General features: G+C 66.2%; 25 protein-coding genes. 11 read left to right on the plus strand and 14 right to left on the minus strand.

Annotation, left to right across the window (positions count from 1 at the left end; translation table 11 throughout):
- Positions 1-120: 120 nt before the first annotated feature.
- Positions 121-2,700 (minus strand): ATP-dependent chaperone ClpB, encoded by a 2,580-nt coding sequence (gene clpB / locus J2Y54_RS11455; RefSeq protein ID WP_310039733.1) that lies wholly within the window; start codon positions 2,698-2,700, stop codon positions 121-123.
- A gap of 200 nt (positions 2,701-2,900) precedes the next feature.
- Between clpB and J2Y54_RS11460 the strand changes: the two genes are divergently transcribed.
- The 3 genes from J2Y54_RS11460 (at position 2,901) to J2Y54_RS11470 (ending at position 6,359) form a co-directional block, all read left to right on the plus strand.
- Positions 2,901-5,738 (plus strand): pitrilysin family protein, encoded by a 2,838-nt coding sequence (locus J2Y54_RS11460; protein WP_310039735.1) that lies wholly within the window; start codon positions 2,901-2,903, stop codon positions 5,736-5,738.
- A 29-nt stretch (positions 5,739-5,767) separates the two neighbouring features.
- Positions 5,768-6,067 (plus strand): hypothetical protein, encoded by a 300-nt coding sequence (locus J2Y54_RS11465; protein WP_310039737.1) that lies wholly within the window; start codon positions 5,768-5,770, stop codon positions 6,065-6,067.
- A 118-nt stretch (positions 6,068-6,185) separates the two neighbouring features.
- Positions 6,186-6,359, plus strand: a complete 174-nt coding sequence (locus tag J2Y54_RS11470) for a DUF1328 domain-containing protein (RefSeq protein ID WP_082737790.1) — start codon at positions 6,186-6,188, stop codon at positions 6,357-6,359.
- Positions 6,360-6,365: 6 nt separating this feature from the next.
- Here the strand turns inward: J2Y54_RS11470 and J2Y54_RS11475 are convergent, their stop codons facing one another.
- Complete coding sequence (locus J2Y54_RS11475) at positions 6,366-7,433, minus strand: 5-(carboxyamino)imidazole ribonucleotide synthase (RefSeq protein WP_310039739.1); 1,068 nt, start codon at positions 7,431-7,433, stop codon at positions 6,366-6,368.
- The gene (gene purE / locus J2Y54_RS11480) at positions 7,430-7,915 is read right to left on the minus strand and encodes a 5-(carboxyamino)imidazole ribonucleotide mutase (protein ID WP_310039741.1); all 486 of its coding nucleotides are present in this window, start codon (positions 7,913-7,915) and stop codon (positions 7,430-7,432) included. The genes J2Y54_RS11475 and purE overlap by 4 nt, the downstream gene beginning before the upstream one ends.
- A 103-nt stretch (positions 7,916-8,018) precedes the next feature.
- Here purE and ada point away from each other — a divergent pair, with 103 nt between their 5' ends.
- The gene (gene ada, locus J2Y54_RS11485; protein WP_310039744.1) at positions 8,019-9,059 is read left to right on the plus strand and encodes a bifunctional DNA-binding transcriptional regulator/O6-methylguanine-DNA methyltransferase Ada; all 1,041 of its coding nucleotides are present in this window, start codon (positions 8,019-8,021) and stop codon (positions 9,057-9,059) included.
- Here the strand turns inward: ada and J2Y54_RS11490 are convergent.
- The 4 genes from J2Y54_RS11490 to J2Y54_RS11505 form a co-directional block, all read right to left on the minus strand.
- Positions 9,056-9,511 (minus strand): GNAT family N-acetyltransferase, encoded by a 456-nt coding sequence (locus tag J2Y54_RS11490; protein ID WP_310039746.1) that lies wholly within the window; start codon positions 9,509-9,511, stop codon positions 9,056-9,058. The two genes, ada and J2Y54_RS11490, sit on opposite strands and share 4 nt — an antisense overlap.
- Before the next feature lie 16 nt (positions 9,512-9,527).
- Complete coding sequence (locus tag J2Y54_RS11495; protein WP_310039748.1) at positions 9,528-11,060, minus strand: trypsin-like peptidase domain-containing protein; 1,533 nt, start codon at positions 11,058-11,060, stop codon at positions 9,528-9,530.
- A gap of 73 nt (positions 11,061-11,133) precedes the next feature.
- Complete coding sequence (locus J2Y54_RS11500) at positions 11,134-13,299, minus strand: primosomal protein N' (protein ID WP_310039750.1); 2,166 nt, start codon at positions 13,297-13,299, stop codon at positions 11,134-11,136.
- Between the two features lie 50 nt (positions 13,300-13,349).
- Positions 13,350-14,018, minus strand: a complete 669-nt coding sequence (locus J2Y54_RS11505) for a DUF2490 domain-containing protein (protein WP_310039752.1) — start codon at positions 14,016-14,018, stop codon at positions 13,350-13,352.
- A 120-nt stretch (positions 14,019-14,138) separates the two neighbouring features.
- Here J2Y54_RS11505 and fsa point away from each other — a divergent pair, with 120 nt between their 5' ends.
- Entirely contained in the window at positions 14,139-14,792 is a 654-nt protein-coding gene (gene fsa / locus J2Y54_RS11510; RefSeq protein ID WP_310039754.1) for a fructose-6-phosphate aldolase, read from the plus strand.
- 64 nt (positions 14,793-14,856) lie between these two features.
- Here fsa and J2Y54_RS11515 read toward each other — a convergent pair whose 3' ends face one another.
- From J2Y54_RS11515 to murC, 4 genes are all read right to left on the minus strand, one after another.
- Positions 14,857-15,753: an alpha/beta hydrolase gene (locus J2Y54_RS11515; protein WP_310039756.1), complete on the minus strand. Its 897-nt coding sequence runs from the start codon at positions 15,751-15,753 to the stop codon at positions 14,857-14,859.
- 3 nt (positions 15,754-15,756) lie between these two features.
- Positions 15,757-15,960: a helix-turn-helix transcriptional regulator gene (locus J2Y54_RS11520; protein ID WP_310039758.1), complete on the minus strand. Its 204-nt coding sequence runs from the start codon at positions 15,958-15,960 to the stop codon at positions 15,757-15,759.
- Positions 15,957-16,367: a hypothetical protein gene (locus J2Y54_RS11525; RefSeq protein ID WP_310039760.1), complete on the minus strand. Its 411-nt coding sequence runs from the start codon at positions 16,365-16,367 to the stop codon at positions 15,957-15,959. Before J2Y54_RS11525 ends, J2Y54_RS11520 begins: the two co-directional genes overlap by 4 nt.
- Before the next feature lie 83 nt (positions 16,368-16,450).
- Positions 16,451-17,845, minus strand: a complete 1,395-nt coding sequence (gene murC / locus J2Y54_RS11530; protein ID WP_310039763.1) for a glutamate ligase domain-containing protein — start codon at positions 17,843-17,845, stop codon at positions 16,451-16,453.
- 155 nt (positions 17,846-18,000) lie between these two features.
- Between murC and J2Y54_RS11535 the strand changes: the two genes are divergently transcribed.
- Complete coding sequence (locus J2Y54_RS11535; protein WP_310039765.1) at positions 18,001-18,816, plus strand: LD-carboxypeptidase; 816 nt, start codon at positions 18,001-18,003, stop codon at positions 18,814-18,816.
- A gap of 209 nt (positions 18,817-19,025) precedes the next feature.
- Complete coding sequence (locus J2Y54_RS11540) at positions 19,026-19,595, plus strand: hypothetical protein (protein ID WP_310039766.1); 570 nt, start codon at positions 19,026-19,028, stop codon at positions 19,593-19,595.
- A gap of 4 nt (positions 19,596-19,599) precedes the next feature.
- Here J2Y54_RS11540 and J2Y54_RS11545 read toward each other — a convergent pair whose 3' ends face one another.
- From J2Y54_RS11545 to J2Y54_RS11555, 3 genes are all read right to left on the minus strand, one after another.
- Positions 19,600-19,962 (minus strand): hypothetical protein, encoded by a 363-nt coding sequence (locus J2Y54_RS11545; RefSeq protein WP_310039767.1) that lies wholly within the window; start codon positions 19,960-19,962, stop codon positions 19,600-19,602.
- 138 nt (positions 19,963-20,100) lie between these two features.
- Entirely contained in the window at positions 20,101-20,622 is a 522-nt protein-coding gene (locus J2Y54_RS11550; protein WP_310039768.1) for a hypothetical protein, read from the minus strand.
- Entirely contained in the window at positions 20,619-20,969 is a 351-nt protein-coding gene (locus J2Y54_RS11555) for a VOC family protein (protein WP_310039770.1), read from the minus strand. Before J2Y54_RS11555 ends, J2Y54_RS11550 begins: the two co-directional genes overlap by 4 nt.
- A gap of 409 nt (positions 20,970-21,378) precedes the next feature.
- On the opposite strand from J2Y54_RS11555, the gene thrS reads away from it, so the two are divergent.
- The 4 genes from thrS (at position 21,379) to J2Y54_RS11575 (ending at position 25,325) form a co-directional block, all read left to right on the plus strand.
- A complete protein-coding gene (gene thrS, locus J2Y54_RS11560) occupies positions 21,379-23,379 on the plus strand; it encodes a threonine--tRNA ligase (protein ID WP_310039773.1) in 2,001 nt (666 codons plus the stop codon).
- A 122-nt stretch (positions 23,380-23,501) separates the two neighbouring features.
- Positions 23,502-24,035 carry a translation initiation factor IF-3 gene (gene infC, locus J2Y54_RS11565; protein WP_310039775.1) on the plus strand — a complete coding sequence of 178 codons (534 nt, stop codon included), beginning with the start codon at positions 23,502-23,504 and terminating at the stop codon, positions 24,033-24,035.
- The gene (locus J2Y54_RS11570) at positions 24,032-24,883 is read left to right on the plus strand and encodes a glycoside hydrolase family 16 protein (RefSeq protein ID WP_310039777.1); all 852 of its coding nucleotides are present in this window, start codon (positions 24,032-24,034) and stop codon (positions 24,881-24,883) included. Before infC ends, J2Y54_RS11570 begins: the two co-directional genes overlap by 4 nt.
- Before the next feature lie 145 nt (positions 24,884-25,028).
- Complete coding sequence (locus tag J2Y54_RS11575; RefSeq protein ID WP_310039780.1) at positions 25,029-25,325, plus strand: hypothetical protein; 297 nt, start codon at positions 25,029-25,031, stop codon at positions 25,323-25,325.
- The last annotated feature ends 104 nt before the right edge of the window (positions 25,326-25,429 follow it).

The raw sequence follows: 25,429 nt of genomic DNA on the forward strand, positions 1-25,429 counted from the left end.
GCCGCGACTGGCCTGACACGCCGCGCTCTCGGCGCGCGGCGACCAGTGCAAGTCTTTGCGGTTGCTCAGACGTGAGGGCCGCCATGCCGGACGCGCCGACATGGCGGAACCCACGCTTGCTCAGGCCGCGCTCAGCACCAAGCCCCCATCGCCTTCACTCACCCGCACCGTGGCGCCGTCCTTGACCTCGCCGCGCAGGATTGCGTCGGCAAGCGGGTCCTGCAGGTAGCGCTGCACCGCGCGCTTGAGCGGGCGCGCACCATAGACCGGGTCATAGCCGACCCGCCCCAGCCAGTCGCGCGCTTCGGGCGTCAGGTCGAGCGTGATTTTGCGATCCTTGAGCAGCTTGCCGAGCCGCGCGACCTGAATGTCGACGATCGGCGCCATCTCGCTGCGGCCGAGCCGGTGGAACAGCACGATCTCGTCGAGCCGGTTGAGGAATTCCGGGCGGAAATGACCGCGGACGATCTCCATCACCTGTGGCTCGACGGCGGACACGTCCTGTCCGTCCTCGAGTTGCGTCAGGAACTGGCTGCCGAGGTTCGAGGTCAGCACGATGATCGTGTTGGTGAAGTCGACCGTGCGGCCCTGTCCGTCGGTCAGGCGACCATCGTCGAGCACTTGGAGCAGGATGTTGAACACGTCGCCGTGCGCCTTCTCCACCTCGTCGAACAGCACGACCTGGTACGGGCGGCGGCGGACGGCTTCGGTCAGCACGCCGCCTTCCTCATAGCCGACATAGCCGGGAGGGGCGCCGATCAGGCGCGCGACCGAGTGCTTCTCCATGAACTCGCTCATGTCGATGCGCACCATCGCGCTCGAATCGTCGAACAGGAACTCGGCGAGCGCCTTGGTCAGCTCGGTCTTGCCGACGCCGGTCGGGCCGAGGAACAGAAACGAGCCGAGCGGGCGGTTCGGGTCCTGCAGCCCGGCGCGGCTGCGGCGGACGGCGGTGGACACGGCCTTGACCGCCGCCGCCTGCCCGATCACGCGCTTGCCGAGCTGCTCCTCCATCGCGAGCAGCTTCTCGCGCTCGCCCTCCAGCATGCGGTCGATGGGGATGCCGGTCCAGCGGCTGACGACGCCGGCGATGTCGTCGGCGGTCACTTCCTCGCGCAGCATCGCGACGCCGGTGGTGGCCTGCGCCTCTTCCAGCTGCTTGGTCAGCGCGGGGATCGTGCCGTAGTTGAGCTCGGCCATCTTGGCGAGGTCGCCGGCGCGCTGGGCCTGTTCGAGTTCGAGCCGGGCGGCGTCGAGCTGCTCCTTGATCTTCGCCTCGCCCGCAATCTTGTCTTTCTCGGCCTGCCAGCGGCCGGTCAGCTCGGCTGATTGCTGTTCGAGATTGGCGAGTTCGTGGCGCAGATTGCCCAGCCGGTCCTGCGACGCGGCGTCGGTCTCCTTGGCCAGCGCCATTTCTTCGATCTTGAGCTGGACGATGCGGCGGTCGAGAGTCTCGATCTCTTCGGGCTTGCTCTCCACCTCCATGCGGATTCGGCTCGCGGCTTCGTCCATCAGGTCGATCGCCTTGTCGGGCAGGAAGCGGTCGGAGATGTAGCGGTTGCTCAGCGTCGCCGCCGCGACGATTGCCGCGTCGGTGATCCGCACGCCGTGGTGAAGCTCGTATTTCTCCTTGAGACCGCGCAGGATCGAGATCGTGTCCTCGACCGTCGGTTCACCGATGAAGACGGGCTGGAAGCGGCGCTGGAGCGCGGGGTCCTTCTCGACATATTTGCGATATTCGTCGAGTGTGGTCGCGCCGATGCAGTGCAGCTCGCCGCGCGCCAGCGCAGGCTTGAGCAGATTGCCAGCATCCATCGCGCCTTCGGATTTGCCCGCGCCGATCAGCGTGTGCATCTCGTCGATGAACAGGATGATGTCGCCCTCGGCGGCTTTCACCTCGTCAAGCACGCCCTTCAGCCGCTCCTCGAACTCGCCACGATATTTCGCGCCGGCGATCAGGCTGCCCATGTCGAGCGCCATGAGCTTGCGGTTCTTGAGCGTGTCGGGGACGTCGCCATTGGCGATGCGCAGCGCCATCCCTTCCGCGATCGCGGTCTTGCCGACGCCGGGATCGCCGATCAGTACGGGATTGTTCTTGGTGCGGCGGGCGAGGATCTGGATGGTGCGGCGAATTTCCTCGTCCCGTCCGATGACGGGGTCGAGCTTGCCGTCCTTTGCCGCCTGAGTCAGGTCGCGCGCGAATTTCTTGAGCGCGTCATAGCGATCCTCGGCCCCGGCGCTGTCGGCGGTGCGGCCGCCACGCAGCTGGTCGATCGCCGCGTTGAGCGCTTCGGGTTTGAGGCCTGCGGCGGCGAGTGCGCGCCCGGCATTAGTGGTCGAGGCGAGCGAGAGTGCGAGCAGCAACCGCTCAACCGTGACGAAGCTATCGCCAGCCTTGCCGGCAATCTGTTCGGCCTGATCGAGCACACGAACGGCGTCATTGTCGAGGCCAGGAGCCTGTTGCGCGCCGCTGCCGGTGACGGCCGGCACGCGCGCGAGCGCGGCATCGGTTTCGGCCACCGCGCGCTTCGCGTCGCCACCCGCCGCCTGGATCAGGCCGGCGGCCATGCCCTGCTCGTCCTCGAGTAGCGCCTTGAGCAGGTGCTCGGGGCTGATCCGCTGATGGTTCATGCGGATGGCAACGGTTTGCGCCGATTGGAGGAAACCCTTGGCGCGGTCGGTAAACTTTTCGAGGTTCATGATCGTCTGGTCCCTTTCGCTGCCCGAGATGGTGTTGCAGATTTGCAACACAAGTCCCGCGCAACACTATTTCGCGCATCGCGATGCTGGCGATCGCAGCGACGCCCGACAAGTGCGGAAAACAACGCAGGCTTGCGCGGATGCGGTGGGCCGGTATGTTGTTGCGGTTGTAACCTTTCAGTGCGGGAACCAATCTCACCATGAATTCAGCTATCGTCAGCCTGACTGCGATTGCAGTCGTGCTCAGCGCGCCTGCCTATGCCCAGCAGGCGCCGGCGCCTGCCGTTGCGGCGGTCCCCGTTGCCGATCTGGTGAAGCGGGTGGACATTCCGTACGAACAGTTCGTTCTGGCCAATGGCCTGCGCGTCATCGTGCATACCGACCGCAAGGCGCCGATCGTCGGCGTTGCCGTATGGTATAATGTCGGTTCGAAGCATGAGCCCAAGGGCAAGACCGGCTTTGCGCACCTGTTCGAACATCTGATGTTCAACGGGTCGGAAAACTCCCCCGGCGAGTTTTTCGAGCCGCTGAAGGAAGTCGGCGCGACCGATTATAACGGCACGACCAATGCAGACCGCACCAACTATTTCCAGACGGTGCCGCGCGCCGCGCTGGATCGCGCGCTGTTCCTTGAGAGCGACCGCATGGGCTATCTGCTCGGAGCCGTGACGCAGGGGAAGCTCGACGAGCAGCGCGGCGTGGTCCAGAATGAAAAGCGCCAGGGCGACAACCAGCCCTATGGCCTGCTGCGGTACAAGATCACCGAAGGGCTGTTTCCCGAGGGGCATCCCTACCGCCATTCGACGATCGGTTCGATGGCCGACCTCGACGCCGCCAGCCTTGACGATGTGAAGAACTGGTTCCGCCAATATTATGGCCCGAACAATGCCGTGCTCGTGCTGGCCGGCGATATCGACGCGAAAACGGCCAAGCCGCTGGTCGAAAAGTATTTCGGCAAGATCGCGCGCGGCCCGTCGGTTGCGGATCCGAAGGTGACGGTACCGACGCTCGACGCCGCGAAGAGCGAGGTGATGAAGGACCGCGTGGCGGTGACCCGCATCTATCGCATGTGGGCGGTTCCGGGCATGCGCGAAGCGGATTCGACGGTGCTCGATGCGTCGATCGGCGTGCTTGGCGGCCTCGCCAGCTCGCGGCTCGACAACATTCTCGTCAAGCAGGAGAAGCTGGCTGTCGGGGTTGGCGCGTTCAACCAGGCGCTGGCCCAGGCCGGCATGGTGCTGATCTCGGCCGACGTCCGTCCAGGCGTGGATGCAGCGAAGGTCGGCGAGCGGCTGGATGCGATCATCGCCGATTACCTGAAGAACGGTCCGACCGCCGAGGAGCTGGAGCGGTACAAGACCCGCACGGCATCGGCGCGCATTCGCGGCCTCGAGTCGGTGGGCGGCTTTGGCGGCAAGGCGGTGACGCTGGCGTCGGGCGCGCTCTACATGAACGACCCGGGCTATTATAAGACCCAGCTTGCACAGCTTGCTGGAGTGACGCCGGAACAGGCGCGCGCGGTGACCGCCAAGTGGCTGTCGCGCCCGGCCTATTCGCTGACGATCGAACCGGGCGCGCGCGAGGCCTATGCCGAGGCGGCGACCGCACCGAAGGCCAAGCCCGCAGCGGCCGCCGACGAAGTCGTGAAGGGCACCCGCGGCGCGCTTCCCGATGTCGCCGAGGTGAAGGACATCGACTTCCCGGCGATCAGCCGTGCCAAGCTGTCGAACGGGATCGAACTGGTTTACGCCCAGCGCGATGCCGTGCCGGTCACGCAGGCCGTGATCAGCTTTGACGCCGGCGTCTCCTCCGACGTCCCGACGGCGCTGGGGACCGAGCGAATGGCGCTCGCGCTGCTCGAAGAGGGGACCAAGACCCGCAATTCGATCCAGATCGCGGAGGCGCAGGAGCGTCTGGGTGCCGGTATCGGCGCCGACAGCAGCGCCGACCGTGCGAGCATTTCGATGTTCACGCCGAGCCCCAACCTTGCCGGTTCGCTGGAACTGATGGCGGATATCGCCCGCAATCCGGCCTTCCCGCAGGCTGAGATCGAGCGGGTGCGTAACCAGACGCTCGCCCAGATCGCGCAGATCCGGTCCAACCCGGCCGGTCTGGCGCAGATGGCGATGCCGACGCTGATCTACGGCAAGGATTCGCCTTACGCGAAGACTGCGGCGCTGGCCGGTGACCCCGCTGCCGTGCGCACGCTGACCCGCGACGATCTGGTCAATTACTACAAGGCGTGGATCCGCCCCGAAAAGGCGAAGATCTTTGTCGTTTCGGACCGTCCGCTGGCCGAAGTGCAGGCAGCGTTCGAAGCGAAGTTCGGCGACTGGAAGGGCGAGGGTGCGCCGGGGACGAAGGATTTCTCCGCCAAGCCGCAACAGGCTGCGCCGAAGATCCTGCTGATCGACCGGCCCGATTCGCCGCAGTCGCTGATCCTTGCCGGACAGATGACTCCGGTCGATCCGTTCGGCGATCCGATCGCGCTGGGTACCGCGACCGAAGTGCTCGGCGGCGACTTCCTCTCGCGCATCAACATGAACCTGCGCGAGGACAAGGCTTGGTCCTATGGCGCGCGGGGCGGCATCAGCCGGCTTGAGCATGCGGTGCCGTTCGTCGTCTCGGCCCCGGTCCAGGCGGACAAGACCGGCCCGGCAATCGCCGAGATCCAGAAGGAACTGCGCGCCTATCTGGGTGACAAGGGGATCACCAAGGTCGAGTTCGATCGCTCTGTCATCAGCGCGATTCGGCGCATGGCCGGCCAGTATGAAACCGCCGGCGCCGTGCTCGGTGCGATGCAGTCGAACGACTTCATGCGCCGCGGCGACGATTATCAGGAGCAGCTGGCGAAAAAATATCGTGCGCTCACGATTCCGCAGGTTGACGCTGCGGCGCGCGCGGCTCTCGACCCCAGCAAGCTGGTCTGGGTCGTCGTTGGCGACGCGGCGAAGGTGCGCGGACAGCTTGACAGCCTCGGCCTGCCTGTCGAGGTGGTGAAGCCCGAAGCCGTCGGCCCTGGTGCAGGCGGAAACTGAGGCGAAACCGGATTACAGGAGAGACGAACATGGCGAATGTCGATGGCACCTGGGATACCGTTACCCACTCGCCGATGGGCGATCAGAAGGCGACCCTGACCGTCACCAGCGCGGGTGACAGCTTCACCGGCACCTATGCCGGCGCGATGGGTTCGACCGAAATCACTGACGGCAAGGTCAATGGCGACACGCTGAGCTGGTCGCTCAACATCACCGTGCCGATGCCGATGACGCTGACCTGCGAAGCCACGGTCGACGGCGACGCGATCAAGGGCACGGTTACTGCCGGCGCCTTCGGTAGCTTCCCGATGGAAGGCACGCGCGCCTGATCGAATGATCGGCTGCGTTGAAATGGCCCGCTGCCCGTCAGGGTGGCGGGCTTTTTCATGGCCGCAGGACAACTCGCGCCGCTTCGGGCGTTCTCGTCGCGACAAAGGGAGACTTCGCATGCTGCGTGCCGCCTTCATCTTCGCGATCATCGCACTTGTGCTTGGCCTGCTGGGCTTTGGCGGGATCGCCGGGTTCGCCTGGGACATCGCCAAGATTCTGTTCTTCATCGCGCTGGCGGTCGCCGCGCTGTTCCTGATCCTGGGCGTGACGATCTACAAGAAGGTTACCTGACCGGGTTCAGCGCCGCACGCGGGTGACATGGCCCATCTTGCGGCCTGGCCGTGCTTCGTGCTTGCCATAGAGGTGCAGGTGCGCGCCGGGCTCGGCGAGCAGGTCGTGCCAAGCATCGGCGGCGTCGCCGATCAGGTTGCGCATTTCGACTGCGCTGCCGGTCAAACCGACCGGGCCGAGTGGCAGACCGAGGACCGCGCGAACATGGTTTTCGAACTGCGAGGTTTCCGCACCCTCGATGGTCCAGTGCCCGCTATTGTGGACGCGCGGGGCCATTTCGTTGAACACGGGGCCATCGGGCGTGGCGAAGAATTCGCAGGTCAGCACGCCGATATGGTCGAGCCGGTCGGCAAGCTGTGTCGCGAGCGCGATCGCGGCCGGAGCCTGCTGAAGAATTGCGGGCGGCGCGGGCGCGGTCGAGCGGTCGAGGATCCCGCCGACATGCTCGTTATGCGGCGTCGGATAGGCGATGCTGGCGCCGTCGGCGCCGCGTACCAGCAGCACTGAGAATTCATGGGTAAAGGCGACCAGCCCTTCAAGCACGCAGTCGCGTTCGCCCAGCGTCGCCCAGGCGGCCTCGGCATCTGCGGCAGACGCAAGCCGGACCTGGCCCTTGCCGTCATAGCCCTCGGTCGCGGTCTTGAGGATCGCGGGGGTGCCGATCGTGGCGAGTGCGGCGTCGAGATCGGCGCGCGACGCGACCGGATGCCACGGGGCGGGGCGGCCGCCGCATTCCTCGGCGAGGCGCTTCTCGTTCCAGCGGTGCGCCGCCGTTTCGAGTGAAGCGTAGCCGGGGCGGACCGGTGCGTGTGCCGAGATCGTCGCAACGGCAAGCGCGTCGACATTTTCGAACTCATAGGTGACGACGGCGCAGTCACGGGCAAAGGCGGTGAGCGCCTCAGCGTCGTCATAAGCCGCGCAGGTGAAGGCGGCGGCGACGTCGCATGCCGGGCCGCTTTCGGGCGCATAAATGTGGCAGCGGTAGCCGAGCTGCGCGGCCGCGACCGCGATCATCCGGCCGAGCTGGCCGCTGCCAAGAATGCCAAGAGTGCTGCCGGGCGGAACTGCGGTCATTCGGGATCCGTTGCCACGCTTTCGGTCTGGCGCGCGCGCCATGCCTTGAGCCGCTCCGCGAGATCGGCGTCGCTGGTAGCCAGGATCGCGGCGGCGAGCAGGGCCGCGTTGATCGCGCCGGCCTTGCCGATCGCCAGCGTGCCGACGGGGATGCCGCCGGGCATCTGAACGATCGAAAGCAGGCTATCCATGCCCTTCAGCGCCTTCGATTCGACCGGGACCCCAAGCACGGGGAGATGGGTCATCGATGCCGCCATGCCGGGCAGATGCGCCGCGCCGCCCGCACCTGCGATCACCACTTTCAACCCGCGGTCGGCGGCGCCGTTCGCATAGTCGTAGAGCCGCTGCGGGGTGCGATGGGCGGAGACGACCTTGGTCTCGTGCGGCACGCCGAGCGCGGCGAGCGTCTCGGCTGCGTGGCGCATCGTCTCCCAGTCGGAGGTGCTGCCCATGATGATGCCGACCAGTGGTGTGTCCGCCATTCGCCTGCCCTGAAAGCTGCGGGAAAGCGTCCCCCTAAAGGCGTCGCGCTTTGGACGCAATGCGCGGGAAGCACCGCGTGCAAGATCGGTTATATTGGGCGACATGACCGACGCGATGCTCTCCGACGATGAAGCCTGGGACGCCTTTCAGCGCCGCGACCGCGCCTATGACGGGCGGGTGATCGCCGGGGTGTTGACCACCGGCATCTATTGCAAGCCGAGCTGCCCGGCGCGGCATCCGTTGCGCACCAATGTGCGCTTCTTTCCCGATGCGGCGAGTGCGCGTGCAAGCGGGCTGCGCGCGTGTCTGCGCTGCAAGCCCGACGAGATCGGGCGCGAGCGGGTGGCGGTGGCAGCGGCTGTAGCGCTGCTGGAAGGCGCGGAAGAGGCGATCGGGCTTGAAGCACTGGCCGAGCAGGTCGGCTATGCGCCGCATCATTTCCAGCGCCTGTTCAAGCGCGCGACCGGGGTCACCCCGGCTGCCTATGCCCGGGGGGTGCGCGCGCGGCGCGCGGCTTCCGCACTCGATACGGAGGGAAGCGTGACCGCGGCGATCTATGAGGCAGGCTATTCGGCGCCCAGCCGCTTTTACGAAACCGCCGCCGACCGGTTGGGCATGACGCCGAGCGCGTGGCGCAATGGCGGGGCAGGCGTCACGATCCGCTGGACCGTCGCGGCGACGAGCCTTGGGCCCCTGCTGATCGCTGCGACCGACAAGGGGCTGTGCCGGGTCGCGTTCGACGAGGACAGCCTGGCACTCGCCGCCCGCTTCCCGTGCGCTGAGATTGTCGCGGGCGGCGCTGCGTTGGCCGATCTGGCAGCACGGGTGGTGGGCGAAGTCGAGCAGCCCGGGCGGCACACCGACCTGCCGCTCGACGTGCGCGGAACTGCGTTTCAGGAAGCGGTATGGCAGGCGCTGCGAGCGATCCCGCCTGGCGAGACGCGCAGCTACACCCAGCTGGCGATTGCCGCCGGGCGGCCCGGCGCGGTGCGGGCGGCAGGGACGGCGTGCGGAGCAAATAACATTGCCGTTGTCATTCCATGCCACCGGGCGCAGCGTAGCGACGGCAGCATGGGCGGCTATGCCTATGGGATCGCGCGCAAGCAGGTGCTGCGCGCGCGGGAGGGCGTGCAGGACACCTAGCCGACGGCGCGCCGCATCCGGAAGGTGCCGGGTCCGTAGCCGCCCGCCTCCACGATCGCGAAGCCCTGGCTCGCCCAGAACGCCTCGGCGCCATTGACCGCGACCAATGTGACATCGCTGAAGCCGGCCTGTCGCGCGCAGGCGATGACCAGCGCCGTCGCGGCGCTGCCCGCACCCTGCCCGCGTGTTTCGGGAAGGAGCGCGATGTCGTGGAGGTAAAAGCTGTCCGCGTCCGCCGGGATCGCGCCGAGCAGTGCGCCCAGCGCGGGCGACGTCGCGCGGTGCCATGGATGGGCGACGAGCAGGCCCGCAATCACATCGCCACGCTGCCAGACAAAGCATCCGGTCGGCCATAGCGCGAGGCGTTCGGCATAGACCGCGTGCGACTCGGCATAGCATCCATGAACCTTTGCCGAAATCTCGGCGACCGCCGGCAGATCGGCGACGGCCATCGCCCGCCAGCCCATCTCAGCCTGCCGATTTGCAGCTATAGACCAGACGTTCGTTGAAGATCTGGGGCAGGGCGGTGCGGATCGACTGTTGCCGTGCGGCAAGGTCGGCACGCGCCGCCGGATCGGACGAACAGGCCTTGACCTTCACATCGGCGCGACGTGCGCGCGCGGTCTCCATCTGTGCGGCAGAGAGCAGGTAGCGGGTCGTCGAGTAGGTTCGCGTCGTCGGGGCATATTCGAGCACCGAGACCGTCGCTTCCTCGTCCGGCACCAGAATGCGCTGCCAATTCTGTCCGGCCTCGGCATATTGGGTGCGGCCATTGACGCAGCCATCGGGATTGATGTCGATCGCGACGTCCTTGGTATCCGACACGGTCACGCGTGAGCGGGGTAGGTCGATGGTGCAGACCATCTTGCCCAGGCCGCCGGGCTCGGCCACCGGCGGGGGAACTGCGACGCGGGCGCCCCCGTCGATCGCTGCGGGATCGAAGGCAGGGCGCAGCACGAAGGTGGCGACCGACGCGATGATCAGGGCACCGCCGCCCAGCGCGGTCAGCACGGCCTCGCGCTTCTGCTCGCGGATCAACAGCAGCCCGCCGACGCCCAGGGCAAAGGCGCCCATGACGAGCAGCAGCGTAGCCCCGGCCATGTAGTTTTCACGGGTCACGATATTCGCGCTGCGCGCTGTCTGGATCGCATCCTCGCGGTCGGCGGCGGCCTTGGCGGCGGCCTCGCGGGCGCGCAGTTCGTCGGCCTCGCGCGCCTGCTCGGCGGCAGTGCGGTCCTGTGCCAGCCGCTCGGCGATGCTGGTACAGGCAACGCCATTGGCGGGCATCGGCTGCTGCGCCTCACGCAGAAAGGCGGCCACCTCCTCGTTGGCAATTGCAAAGCCGAAGCTGGCGTCCCCGTCGTCCGCGCGGGTCAGCGCGGCATTGACGCCGAGCACGCGCCCGCACGGGTCGAGCAGCGGCCCGCCGGAATTTCCCCGCGCGATCCCCGCAGTGTGGAGCAGGACCTTCACCCCCTGCAGGTCGCGGCGTCCTGAAAAAACGCCCTGCGAGCGGATCGGAGTGAGCGGAGTGATGAAGTCGGCGGCGGTACGCGCAGTGGCCAGGTCGACATTGCCGGGATAGCCAAGCGCGATCATCGAATCGCCTTCGCTGACCGGGCCCGAGTAAAAGGTCAGCGCGGGAAGGCGGATGCCGGTGAATTCGATCAGCGCTAGGTCGCGGTCGCTGTCGATTGCGATCAGCCGACCCTGGAATGACTTGTCGCCCTCTGACGGAACGACACCGATCAGGACATTGCCCGGGTAGCGTTCCGCCGCCTCGACGACATGCGCATTGGTCACGACCCGGTTGGGGGCGACGGCGAAGCCGCTGCCATGGCCGAAGCCGACGACCTCGCCCTCGACGGTCGCGATGGTGACGATTCGCACCACTCCGCGTCCCGCCGCGGAAATGTCGTCGGCGCGGGCGGGCGCGGCGCACAGGCCCACGGCCAGCGCAAGGGCCAGCAGCAGGCGGTGGAGCAAGGTCGGGCTGCGCATGGTTCGCTTTCCTGCGCGAAAGCGGGCGATGCGCGCAAGTCTGCTGTTTCGCGAGAACGGTCGGCCTTGGCCGTCAGAGGAAATTATACGGATCCACATCGACCACCACGCGGACCTTGGGCGACCAGTCGAGCGCGTTCAGCCAGTCGCGGATGACCGTCTGGACGTCGAGCGTCCGACGCGCGTGAACCAGCAGGCGGAACCGATGACGCCCCCGCAGCATCGCGAGCGGGGCGGGGGCTGGGCCAAACACCTGCATCGCCTCCACCTGTGGCGCGCTGCGGCCGATCGCGCGGGCGGTGTCGAGTGCGGCATCCTTGTCCTCGCTCGACACGATGATCGCGGCATAGCGGCCAAAGGGCGGGGCGCCGGCCTCGCGCCGCGCCTCGGTCTCGGCGGCGTAGAAGCCCTCGGCATCGCCGCTGACCAGCGCGCGCATGACCGGTGCCTTGGGACTGTGCGTCTGGATGAGGACGGTCCCGGGCTTTTCGCCGCGCCCGGCGCGCCCGGCGACCTGACAGATCTGCTGAAAGCTGCGCTCAGCCGCGCGCAGGTCGCCGCCTTCGAGGCCAAGATCCGCATCGACCACGCCGACGAGCGTCAGGTTGGGGAAGTGATAGCCCTTGGTCACCAACTGCGTCCCGACGACAATATCGATGTCCCCCGCTTCCATCCGCGCAACGAACTCCGCCGCCTTGGCCGGGGACCAGATCGTGTCTGAGGTGACGATGGCGGTCTTGGCATCGGGAAAAAGCGCCGCCACTTCGTCCGCGATGCGCTCGACTCCCGGGCCGCATGCGACCAGGCTGTCCTCGGCGTCGCATTCGGGGCAGGCGCGTGGGGTCGGGATGGTGTGCCCGCAATGGTGGCAGGCAAGACGGTTGATCAGCCGGTGCTCGACCATCCATGCCGTGCAATTCGGGCATTGGAAGCGGTGCCCGCAGGTGCGGCACAAGGTCAGCGGGGCATAACCGCGGCGATTGAGAAACAGCAGCACCTGTTCCTTGCGTTCCAGCGTCGCCTCGATCGCGCGCACCAGCTTCGGCGCGAGCCAGCGCCCGCGCATCGGCGGATCGGCGAGCAGGTCGATTGCAGCGATCGCGGGCATCTCCGCCACGCCATAGCGGCCGGGCAGCTTGAGTTCGGTGTAGCGGCCGAGCGCGACCTGGTGCCGCGTCTCGATCGCCGGGGTCGCGCTGGCGAGGATCACCGGGCAGGAATCGAAATGGGCGCGCATCACCGCGACGTCGCGGGCATGGTAATGGACGCCTTCTTCCTGCTTGAAGCTGGTTTCATGTGCCTCATCGACCACGATCAGCCCGAGATTGGGGTAGGGCAGGAACAGCGATGAGCGCGCGCCAACGGTGACCAGCGCCTCGCCCGTCGCGATGGCCCGCCAGGCGCGGCGGCGCTGCGACTGACGCAGGCCGGAATGCCAGGCGACCGGCTCGACGCCGAAACGGGCATGGAAGCGCTTGAGAAAGGGTTCGGTCAGCGCGATTTCGGGGAGCATCACCAACGTCTGGCGGCCCGCGCGGATTGCCTCGGCGACGGCCTCGAAATAGACTTCGGTCTTGCCCGATCCGGTCACTCCGTCGAGCAGGAAGGCATGGAAGCTGCGCGCGGCAACCGCCTCGCGCAGCGTGGTCGCTACCCGCGCCTGCGCGTCCGACAGTGCCGGTGCGCCAAACCCCGGGTCGGGCAGGGGGTAGGGGGTGTCGAGCGCCACCGTCACCCCTTCGATCGCGCCGCTCTTCACCAGTCCGCGGATCACGCCGTCGGAGACATCGGCAATCGTCGCCAGTTCGCGGATCAACCCCTGCCGGTCGCCGATCCGCTCCAGCGCCTGTTCGCGCTGCGCGGTCATGCGTGGGGGCACTTCGCCCGTCGCCCGATACTCGACAATGGTCTTGCCGCCCTCCAGCGCCGAGGTGGAGCTGAGCGCCATGCGCAGCACCGAGGCGAGCGGCGCGAGATAATAGTCGGCGGTCCATTCGATCAGACGGCGGAGCGGCGCAGGGATCGGCGGCGCGTCAGCAACGGCGAGCAGGTTGCGCAGGCGATTGTCGCCGATCTCCTCGGTCGGCAGCCGCTCCGCCTCCCACACCACGCCGATCAGCTGCCGGGGGCCAAGCGGTGCGACAACGATCGACCCCGGCGCGACCGCCATCCCATGCGGGACACGGTAATCGAGCGGGCCGAGCGCTGAGTTGAGGACGATGACGCGGGCGCGGGACATGAAGCGCCCATATCGGCGCTATCGACGGCGCTGGAAAGGCTTTGCGTCAATCAGAAGGTTGCAGTGAGACCAACCGTCAGGGCATGCTCCATCCGGTCCGGAGCGGTGCGGTTGAAGCGATACTGGTTGAGGTAACCGACTGCCGCGTCGATCTTGCCGGTCACCGGAAAACCGATCTCGACAAAATTGCGCATGCGCTCATGCCCCGTGCGCTGGCCGAAATCGGTGTTGTTGAGGTTGAAATAGCTTTCATGCCCCAGCTCCAGATCGACGGTGTCGCTTAATGGCAGCGTGTAGCTGATCTCGGGACGGACGCGGTGGCCGACATTGTCGCCATCGCTGCGAAACCGTTGTTCCAGCCGGATGCGGCCGCTGACGGCACCCGTTCCGATCGCAAGGTCGGGGAAGCCTAGTTCCTGGCGCGGGCGCCATTCGGTATTGTCGACGCTGCCATCTGCGACCGCGATGACGCGGTTGAGGCCGCCGGTGAGCGTGAAGCCACCGCCAATGTCGACGCCGATCGTGGCGACATACTGGCTCTCGTAAATGCCGCCCTCGGCATCTCCCAGGCGCTGATTGGTTTCAAGTTCAAGCGAGATCGACTCGGACAGGCTGGTCTGCGCCGACAGCTTCGCCCAAAGCTGTGCGTCCTCGCTCTGAGCATGCGCGGCGGCGGGGGCGACTGCTGCAAACAGGAGCGCACAGACGATCAATCGCACAGGTTCAATCTCCAGAGGGTGCCGCTTTCGCCGACGGCGCGTATAAGCGCCCCGATTCGAAGTGCCGGCGCTGTAACACAAGCGTCACCAAAACGTCACATCCGTGCAAAGGGATCCCTAATGAAGTTCTTCGCCGACACCGCTGACACCCAGGATATCCGCGATCTTGCCGATGCGGGCCTGCTGGACGGGGTCACCACCAATCCATCGCTGATTCACAAGTCGGGCCGCAATTTCCTTGAGGTTGTCGCCGAAATCTGTGGCATCGTCGATGGTCCGGTGTCGGCCGAAGTGGTCGCGCTGGACTATGACGGAATGATGCGCGAGGCCGAGGTGGTCCGGAAGATTGCGGACAATGTCGCGGTCAAGCTGCCGATGACGATCGACGGGCTCAAGGCCTGCAAGACGCTGACCAGCGACGGGACGATGGTCAATGTCACGCTCTGCTTCTCCGCGACGCAGGCGCTGTTGGCGGCAAAGGCCGGGGCAACCTTCATTTCGCCGTTCGTCGGGCGGCACGACGATCTCGGCTTTGACGGGATGCAGCTGATCAGCGACATCCGCCTGATCTATGACAACTACGCGTTCGAGACCGAGATCCTGGTCGCCAGTGTCCGCCATCCGGTCCATATTCTCGAAGCGGCGAAAATGGGGGCGGACGTGATGACCGCGCCGCCGGCGGTGATCCGTCAACTGGTCAAGCATCCGCTGACGGACAAGGGGATTGAGGGCTTCCTGTCCGACTGGGCGAAGACCGGGCAGACCATCGCCTGATTGGACATGGGCGAATTGCAGAAGGGCCGTCCCGGGATGCCGGGGCGGCCCTTCTTCGTCGGGGTCACTCGGCGAGGAATGCCTTGACCTCTGCCGCGAAGCGCTGCGGCTGATCGAGCATGATGAAATGATAGCTGTCGGGGACCGCGACTAGCCTGGCCGGGGTGCCGGCATAGGCGGGTTCCCACATCGCCTTCGCCCGGGCCTCGCCGACACCGGCGGCGTAGAGGATGGTAAAGGGCTTGGCGGTGACCTTGCCCAGTTCCGGGCCGATATCGGTGACGATATCCTCGTACAGCGCCTGGGCGACGGCCCGCTGATCAGCCTTGAGACCCCAATTGGCGACCTTGATCCGACCTTCGGGGGTGTTCGACCAGATGCCGCCGGGGTCGCTTGTGACAGTGGGCATCGCCCTCATGCGATCGGCCCCGGCAATGGTCATGGCACGAAGCTGTTCGGCGCGCGGCGCGATGCTGGCGGGGGTGGCGGCGGGGTCGAACAGCTTGCCGAAGAAGGGCAGGGTATCGACGACCAGCAAGCGGCCGACCCGGTCGGGGTGACGGGCAGCGAGCATCATGCCGATGAGGCCGCCATAGCTGTGGCCGATCATCGCGGGCCGCTTGGCACCGCGCTTGGCAGCATCGGCGAGGAGGTCGGCGATGATGCCGTCGGTCATGCCGGGCTTGCCATTCTCGCCCAGTGCGTCGCCGCCAAATCCGTTGACCTGGACCAGCAGGACCTGCTGGTCCTTGGCGAGATCGGGGGCGATGCCGTCCCAGACGTCACGGGGGCTGGACAGGCCGGGGATGAGGTAGACCGGCTCGCGGCCGGGCTTGGCTTCACCGAGGGCAACGATCGAGATGTGTGGCATCCGCTGTTCGGCGGTGGCGGTCTGGGCGTGACTTGCCGGAGGGGCGAGCGGTGTTGTGGCGAGGGCCAGTAGGGCGATCAGGCGGAACATGGCTCAGGCCTCCTTTGCGGGGTTGGTGAAAATGTCTTCGATCGTCAGGCCGAACAGATCGGCGATCTTGAAGGCCAGCGGCAGCGAGGGGTCGTAGCGGCCGGTTTCGATCGCATTGACGCTCTGCCGGGAGACCTCGAGCCGTTCGGCCAGGTCCTGCTGGCTCCATTCGCGCTCGGCGCGGAGAACGCGGAGGCGATTTTTCATGCCGCTTCCTCCGCCCGCTTGTCGCGCCAGCTGAGCCAGGACTGGGCGATGCCCCAGATGCCGCACCAGAGCGGGAAGGCGAGGAAAACGGGGACCTCACCGACCAGCTGCTCGAACTGCAGCATCCCGATGACGCTCGTTGCCGAGAGTAGAATTCCGATGGCGATCAGCATCGAGCGGATGATGCGATCGCGGAGGAATTCGTCGCTCTCCTCTTCGAGGTACAGGCCGAGGGTAGCGAGCATCCCGGCGATGGGCAGCGCGGATATCACCGCCATCGCGGCCGATATGGCGGCCGGCGGGGCGAAGAGATGGGTGAGCGCGGTGTTGGCGCCGATCAGCACGACATAGGCGGTCGAGACGAGGACCATGCGGCGCTGGTAGCGCTTGGCGGCGGCAGTGCGCATTGGAAAGCTCCCTTGTTCAAATGACAAGTGAGCTTTACGGCGAGTCGTCGGATTATGTCAACCTGACTTTACAAAAAGATTGCCTAGCTTTCCAAATCGTCGAGGATGCTTTGCGCGAGCTGGCTGAGCGTGTCGTCGCGCGCGCCCATGATCACGATGCGGTCGCCGGACTGGGCGATGGCGGCGAGGTGGGCGGCGGCGGCGGCGCGGTCGGGAATGTGGCGCGCGTCGCGGCCGGTGGCGGCGATGTCGGCGACGATGTCGGCGCTGGTCACTTCGCGCGCGACGGTGCCGCCCTGATAGACCGGGTCGGGGAGGATCAGCTGGTCGTCGGCGCTGAGCTTTTCGGCGAACATCGCGACGAGTTCGCGGCGCATCACCTTGAGCGGGCCATAGCCGTGCGGCTGGAACAGCGCAAGGATGCGGCCGGGGAAGGCGTGCAGCGTGTCGAGCGTCGCGCCGATCTTGTCGGGATTGTGCCCGAAATCATCGATCACCGCGACGCCATTGGCGGTACCGACCAGCTCGAAGCGGCGGCGCAGGCCGGTGAAGCCCTGAACCGCTTCGCACACGGCGTCGGGGTCGAGACCGGCGGCGATGCAGGCGCCGATTGCTGCGAGGGCATTGGCGACATTGTGCGCGCCGGGGACCGACAGGCGGATGCGGCGAGTGACTCCGTCCATCGCCAGATCGAAGCCAATGGCGAAGGGCTCGGGCGAAAGGTTGCGGGCGGACAGGTCGGCGTCGCGCTCGACCGCGAAGGTCCGCGTGCGGGTCGGATCGAGCGCTTTGGCCAGTTCCGCGCTTTCGGGGTCGCCGATGTTGACGATGGTCGTCCGCGCTTTCCCGGCGAAATCGCCGAACAGGCTGCGCAGCTCTTCGAGGCTCTTGTGATCGAGGCTGACATTATTGAGCACCGCGACGTGCGGATTGTAGAGCGCGATCGATCCGTCGCTTTCGTCGACTTCGCTGACATAGAGGTCGCCGCCGCCGACCAACGCGCTGGCAAAGGGCGCTTCGGGCCGGACGAAATTCTTCATCACCGCGCCGTTCATCACCGTCGGATCGCGGTCGAGGCGGTGCAGGATCCACGCGATCATGCCGGTGACGGTCGACTTGCCGCTGGTCCCGGCGACGCCGATCGACAGCGGGGCGGCGTTGAACAGTTTCGCGTTGAGTTCTGCGCGGGTCATGCGGGGGCAGCCGAGCGCCGCCGCCTGAACCATGTCGGGGACGCTGCCCTCGACCGCGGCGGAGGCGATTACGACCTGATCGGGGGAGGTGATGCCGCTGCCGTCCTGCGGGAACAGGTCGATGCCGAGGGCGCGCAGCGCGTCGAACTTGGCGGGGAGGCGGCCGGAATCGAGGCTGCGGTCCGAGCCGGCGACCTGTGCGCCTTGCCCGGCAAGGATCATCGCGAGCGGCATCATGCCGCTGCCGCCGATCCCGACGAAGAAATGGGGTTTGCCGTTGTGCATTGTCACAGGCTATCGCGGGTTCGGAGACAGGGGGCAAGCATGTCCCACTTCCGTTCGCCCTGAGATTGTCGAAGGGCCGTTCTTCTTCGCCGGGTCGCGCAGAAAGAACGGTGCTTCGACAAGCTCAGCATGAGCGGGACAAGCGAAGGGAAGCTATGCGGATCGGGGTCGTCGCACCGGCACGGACAGTCAGCGCGGAATCGGCGGCGCGGATGCAGGCGTTCATGGCGCTGTACTGGCCCGCGCACGAGATCGTGTTCCACCCGCAATGCTTCATGACCGAGGGGCATTTCGCCGGACCCGACGAGGTTCGCGCGGCGGCGTTTCTGGAATTCGCCAATGACGCAGGCTTCGACGCGATCTGGTTCGCGCGCGGCGGCTATGGCTCCAACCGCATCCTTGATGTCGCGATGCCGCAGCTCGGGGCGGCGGCGCGGAACAAGACCTATGTCGGCTATTCCGACATGGGGTTCATGCTGGGTGCGCTCTATGCGCGGCGGATCGGGCGGCAGGCGCATGGGTCGATGGCGAGTGCCATGGGCGTCAATGACAAGGGCACCGATGCCGGATGGGTGCTGAGCTGGCTGATCGACGGCAAGCGTGACGGGCTGGAGCCGACTCTCGACGGTCGGCCGGCGGCGGCGTTCAACCTGTCGATCCTGGCGGCGATGATCGGCACGCCGTGGCTGCCCGACCTGACCGACCATGTCCTGCATATCGAGGAGGTCGGCGAGCCGATGTACCGGATCGACCGGATGCTGTTCCAGATGGCGCATGCCACCCAGCTGCAGGGCATTGCCGGGGTGCGGCTGGGCGCGGTGACCGACATGGTCGACAATGACGTGCCGTTCGGCGAATCGCTGGAACAGGTCATCATCCGTTGGTGCCGCGAGATGGGCGTGCCGTATCTCGGCCGATCGGGGATCGGGCATATCGCGCTCAACCGGGTGGTACCGTTCGGGGTGATGTGAGGTCGGGGCTGACGGCTGCCGGACGAAACTGACAAAAACACGCGTGTACGGGGCGGGGGCGACCGGAACCGGTTGCGCGCGTGCGACGCGTGTCTGGCAGAGCGAGTCGGACGGAGGGCGCATCGATCAGCCTATGCGCTTTTCGGGGAGATGTAGGAAAGCCGGTTTTCAGGGGTGGTGCGGCACGGTTTCGGTGTTACGCAAAGCGGATGAACGCTGATCTTCGCCAGCAGCTCCAACCGCACCTCCTTCCCCATGAACGGATTCTGTGGTCGGGCCAGCCGCAACAGGGCCTGACACTGAGCGGGATGGATGCGCTGCTTATCCCGTTCAGCCTGATGTGGGGCGGGTTTGCGATCTTCTGGAACGCGATGGTGTGGTTCGGACCGTTCGGCGGTGTGGATGATGGCGGGGCGGACTGGTTCTTCAAGCTGTGGGGGCTGCCGTTTCTCGTCATCGGTCTGTACCTGATCGCGGGCCGGTTCGTTCACGATGCCTGGCTGCGCAGACGCATCTTCTACGCCGTCACCGACCAGCGCGTCATCGTGCTGCGGGGAGGGTCGGTCAGTTCGCTCGACATCCGCCGCCTGCCCCGGCTGGACCTTGCGCAGCATCGCGACGGCACCGGAACGCTGGCGTTCGAGCCGGGGACTAGCGGCTGGATGGCCGCGAACGGGCTGAATTGGTGGCTTCCGGCACTGGCCAGCCCGACGCGGTTTTTTCGCATTCAGGACCCGCGCAGGGTGTATGAACTGATCCACCGGAACGCCCACCCCTGATCCGTCACCTTGCCGCAAGCGAACCCCGTCCCGCGAAGCGGAACAGCATGGCGCTTGCGAGCCAGAACAGCATGAACACGGCGTGGAAGGCGAAGGCCTTAGGGGCGCCGCTGTCCAGCGTTGCGGTGATCGGGGCGGTGGCGGTGAGCAGGCCGAGGATGAGCTGCATCGTCGCGACGCCGGCCATCGCGCGAGCGAGGCCGGCGGCATCGAAGCGGACGGCATAGCCGCCGACAACCGCGGCGAGGATGATCATGAAATTGCCAGCTCCGCTGCCGTCGTCGCGGACGATAGTCGTCCAGACGATCAGGAACGCGGTAAGGCCGAAAAGCGCGAGGCCGCTGCGATAGGCGGTGGTGGAGGACATGGGTGGCTCCTGCTGGTTGCAGGGCAAGGAAATGGCTCGATTTGGGTGCGGGGTAATGAGGCGGGAGTGAGGAATCTGTGAGGTGTTGGCAGAAGAAGACCCTCCCCAACCCCTCCCGCAAGCGGGAGGGGCTAGAGATTAGTCGCAGAGTATGTCCGTTGGCTCGCCCAGCGCTGCGACCAGCGCCTTCAATTGCCGGTAGTCCGCGTTGAGGGTTGCACTGTCCGGTGGTTCGAGCGCCTTCGATCCAGACGCCTCGACGCCATCGCAGCAGAAGCAGACCGAAACCGTGCCGATCTCTTGGCCGCGCGCATCATAATAGCGGAAGAAATGGTGCGGGATGAAGCACATCATATCGTATTCCGGCGCGGCGGTGATCTTCAGGCTATCCTCGAACGCCTTGCGTTGCGCCGCGTTGAGCCGAACGCCGTTGCGCTTGCTGAGGATCGGCTTGTCGTCCTTGGTGTAGCTGACCTCGACGAACAGACGGACTTCGGTTGCGCCGGGGAACGGGTTGGTGACGCGGCGATCCTTGAACGGTTGAACGATCGACGCGGTCGTATTTGCCTGTTCCGGTTGGGCAAGCGTGTCGACCTTGTGCTCGCAGCCGGTGACGATGATCGCGACGGCTGCGATTGCCACGCGGCGCGACACTTTCATGCCTCCCGCCCCACGCGCACCAGGACGCCGTCGGGGTCGCTGACGGCGAACTCATACATGCCCCATGGCTTGAGATGCGGTGCGCCGGGTTCGATGATCGCGTCGCGGACGCGGGCAGCGATGGCGTCCACGTCTTCGGCGTAGAGGTAGAGGCCGAAGGGGTTGTCGGGGGCCTGGGGCGTGGTGGGTTCGTGGCGCAGGTGGAGGTGCCAGCCATTGCCGTCGCTGAGGATGCAGTAATCGCCCCAGTCGCTGTCGAGGGTGAGGCCGAGGCGCTGGTAGAATGCGGTGCTGGCCTGCAGGTCGCGGCAGGGGAGGATGGCGGCGATGCGGTGGTCGGCGGGCATGGCCGGAGGGTAGCTTTAGGCAGGGTGAAGAAGAAGCTTTGATTCACGCGAGGGCGCGAAGACGGGCGGCCGTTCCCTCCCTCGTCGCCCCGGACCTGACCCGGGGCCTGGCTCCTTCTTACGTCGCCGAAGAAAAGCCCTGTCCCGGCTCAAGGCCGGGACGACGAGGGGGTGGACGGGGGCGCTGGCGTTGACGGGCGGGTGTAGCTATACCCTGCGCATGGCCGTTCGCTTTGCCAGCACTACCACCACACCTCCCGCCGCGGCGGGAGGGTTTGGCGTGCGCGGCTGAAGCCCGGCGCTGGCCCTCTTGCCCGGGATCGGGTGAGATGGCGCTGCTCCTCCCGATCCTGCCTCTTTTCCTACGGCGCTGCCCCGTGCATAGGCACGTCAAACATGCAGGATTGATATGGCCGACCTTCTTTCGATCACGCTTCCAGATGGCTCTGTGCGACAGGTCGCGCCGGGGACCACGCCGGGCGACATTGCGGCCGCGATCGGGCCCGGCCTCGCCAAGGCGGCGATTGCCGCGCGGGTCGATGGCGAATTGCGCGACATCAACCGGCCGCTGGAGAAGGACTCCGCGCTGGCGCTGGTGACGGCGCGCGACGAGGCGGATGCGCTGGAGCTGGCGCGGCACGATTTTGCGCATATCCTGGCCGAGGCGGTGCAGGCGCTGTTTCCCGGCACGCAGATCACCTTTGGCCCGGCGACCGATGACGGCTTTTACTATGATGTGATGGCCCCGGCTTCGCGTGCGCCCTTCTCGATGGAGGATCTGCCCGCGATCGAGGAGAAGATGCGCGAGATCATCCGCGCCGACAAGCCGCTGCGCCGCGAGGTGTGGAGCCGGCAGGCGCTGATCGACCGCTGGACCGCCGAGGGCGAGAGCTTCAAGGCCGAATGGGCCAAGGAACTGCCCGAGGGCGAGGAGCTGACGGTATACTGGTCGGGCGACGACTGGCTCGACATGTGCCGCGGGCCGCATCTGGCCTCCACGGGCAAGCTCGATCCGCAGGCGTTCAAGCTGATGCGGGTCGCGGGGGCCTATTGGCGCGGCGACCAGAAGAATGCCCAGCTGACGCGCATCTACGGCACCGGTTGGCTGAACAAGAAGCAGCTCGACGCGCATCTCCACAAGCTCGAGGAAGCGGCGAAGCGCGACCATCGCAAGCTGGGCGCGGAGATGGACCTGTTCCACCTGCAGCAGGAAGCGCATGGCAGCGTGTTCTGGCACCCCAAGGGCTATATGGTGTGGCGCCAGCTCGAGGCGTATATGCGCCGCGCGATCGACGGTGCGGGCTATCGCGAGGTCAAGACGCCGCAGGTGATGGACGCGCGCCAGTGGGAGCAGTCGGGCCATTGGGGCAAGTATCGCGAGAACATGTTCGTGATCCCCGACGAGGTGCCGAACACCGAGGATGAAGGCCCAGTGATCAGCGGCGAGGCCGACTGGATGGCGCTGAAGCCGATGAACTGCCCGGCGCATGTGCTGATCTTTCGCCAGGGGCTGAAGAGCTATCGCGAGCTGCCGCTGCGGCTCTACGAAAATGGCTGCTGCCACCGCAACGAGCCGCATGGCGCGCTGCACGGGTTGATGCGCGTGCGCCAGTTCACGCAGGACGACGCGCATATCTTTTGCCGCGAGGATCAGATCGTCGCCGAGGTGCAGGCGTTCTGCGAGCTGGCGGATCGGGTGTATCGCGATTTCGGCTTTAGCTATTCGATCAAGCTGGCGCTGCGGCCCGAGAAGCGCTTTGGCTCCGACGCCGACTGGGACAAGGCGGAGAATGAGCTGCGCGACGCGGTGGTGCGCGCGGGGCTGGCGACCGAAGAATATGGCTGGGAAGAGCTGCCGGGTGAGGGGGCATTCTATGCGCCCAAGCTGGAATGGCACCTGACCGACGCGATCGGGCGGACGTGGCAGGTCGGCACGATCCAGTCGGACCGCGTGCTGCCCGAGCGGCTGGATGCGAGCTATGTCGGCGAGGATGGCGAGCGGCACCGGCCGGTGATGCTGCACCGTGCGATCTTTGGGTCGTATGAGCGGTTCATCGGCATCCTGATCGAGCATTTCGCGGGCCGCCTGCCGGTGTGGCTGGCGCCGGTGCAGGCAGTGGTGGCGACGATCGTGTCGGACGCCGACGATTATGCGAAGGACGCGGTTGCGAAGCTGAAGGCGGCGGGGATCCGGGTCGAGAGCGACCTGCGCAACGAGAAGATCAACTACAAGGTGCGCGAGCATAGCCTTGCCAAGGTTCCGCATCTGCTGGTGGTCGGCAAGCGCGAGGCCGAGGAGGGGACGGTCGCCGTCCGTACGCTGGGCAGCGAGGGGCAGAAGGTCATGTCGCTCGACGACGCCATCGCGATGCTTGCAGATGCGGCGACGCCACCCGATATGAAGGCGTAACCCGCGCGCCACAGCGTGTGGCTTTTTCGTCAGGGCCGCGCGGCGGGGCTACCCGTTCGCGCGTTTCTGCGTTATCGTAAGTCGTCGAAATTATAACAGGAGCTGTTCCTATACGTCCTCCCATGTCCCGGCGCGGTTTCGCGCCCCCGGTGCCCACCGGCCCGCGCTATAACGAATTCATCCAGTCGCCCAAGGTTCGCGTGATCGACCATGAAGGCGAGAATCTGGGCGTGATGTACACGCGCGAAGCGATGGAGCAGGCGCAGGAGCTGGGCCTCGACCTGGTCGAAGTGTCGCCCAATGCCGATCCGCCCGTCGCCAAGTTCCTGGACGTCGGCAAGTACAAGTACGAGGCCCAGAAAAAGGCCAATGCCGCCCGCAAGACCCAGAAGACGCAGGAGATCAAGGAGATCAAGATGCGTCCGAACATCGACGATCATGATTATGATACGAAGATGAAGGCGGTGCTGAAGTTCATCGGCGAGGGCGACAAGGTCAAGATCACGCTGCGTTTCCGCGGACGCGAGCTGAGCCATGGGCAGCTGGGCATGAACCTGCTCAAGCGCGTGCAGGAGGACAGCGCCGAAGTGGCGAAGGTCGAGAGCTATCCGCGCATGGAAGGCCGCCAGATGCTGATGGTGCTGTCGCCCAAATGAGGGCGGTGGTGCTTGCGCTGGCCGCGCCGCTTCCTGCGGCCGCGCAGCTGGTGCACAGCCCAGCGATCACCGCCGGGACGGACGAGCCGCTCGTCCGTCCGGCGGATGCCAGGCTGGTCTGGTCGGACGAGTTCGATGTCGACGGCCTGCCCGATCCCAAGCGCTGGGCCTATGATACCCACCGCAACAAGCTCGGCTGGCACAACGAAGAAAAGCAATATTATGCCGCCGCGCGCCCGCAGAATGTGCGCGTCGAAGGTGGCCGGCTGATCATCACGGCGACGCAGGAGCGGTTGTCCGACAAGCCCGATCATGGCGGGCAGGATTATGCGTCGGGCAAGATCTTCACCAAGGGGATCGCCGACTGGCGCTACGGCTTTTTCGAGATTCGCGCCAAGCTGCCGTGCGGGCGCGGCATCTGGCCGGCGATCTGGATGCTGGCATCGGACGACAGCAAGGGCTGGCCCGCAATGGGCGAGATCGACATCATGGAGCATGTCGGCTGGGACAATGGCCGCGTCCATGGCACGGTGCACACCGGCGCGTACAACCATGTCGCGCAGACGCAAAAGGGCGCGCATGTCGTGCAGCGCGACGTGTGCGAGACGTTCCACACCTATCAGCTCGACTGGAACGAAGACCGCATCCTGATCGGGATGAACGGGCGCGCCTATATGCGGTTCGAGAATGACAAGAAGGGTGATCCGCAGACCTGGCCGTTCGGGACGCCCGAATATCTGATCCTCAACGTCGCGGTCGGCGGCTGGGGCGGGCAGAAGGGGATCGACCCCAAGGCCTTCCCGGCAGCGATGGAAGTCGATTATGTGCGGGTGTACCAGCGGGATTGAGAGGGGCTGTTTGAGGCTGACCGCAATCCACGCCAACCGTCATCTCTTTGAGGGACAGCCGAGCGGCACGCCGATCCGGCTATTGCTGCGCTTCGCAGACAGCCGCTCGCTCCGGATCGGGGTTGCCGGAGACGGGTTCCGGGCGATGGTCGATCGGCTGCCGCTCGATCGGCCGTTCGACGTGGCGGAATATGGGCAAGTCGATGTTGCCGATGTCACCGATATGATCGCGGCGCATTTGCGAGGCGCCGGGGTGACGTTGCTTCACGCGTTGACCCGTGATGGCCACGATGTCGGCGTTCGGTTGGGGTTCGATGCCAACATGACACTGAATATCTGGGTCGATGGCGATGAATTGCATTGGGGCGATGCTGAGGCGTTTGCTGCACATGACTGGCTTGGTGCTGAATTGCCTGTCGCGGGGTCGCCGATCGGGTTGTAGTTCCCCGTCGCCCCGGGCTTGACCCGGAGCTGGGCTTTTCTTGCAGCGTTGGATGAAGAAGCCTTGGCCCGGCTCAGGGCCGGGCTGACGATGGGGGCATATTC

The organism is Sphingomonas sp. BE123 (assembly GCF_031456015.1).
Classification (GTDB): domain Bacteria; phylum Pseudomonadota; class Alphaproteobacteria; order Sphingomonadales; family Sphingomonadaceae; genus Sphingomonas.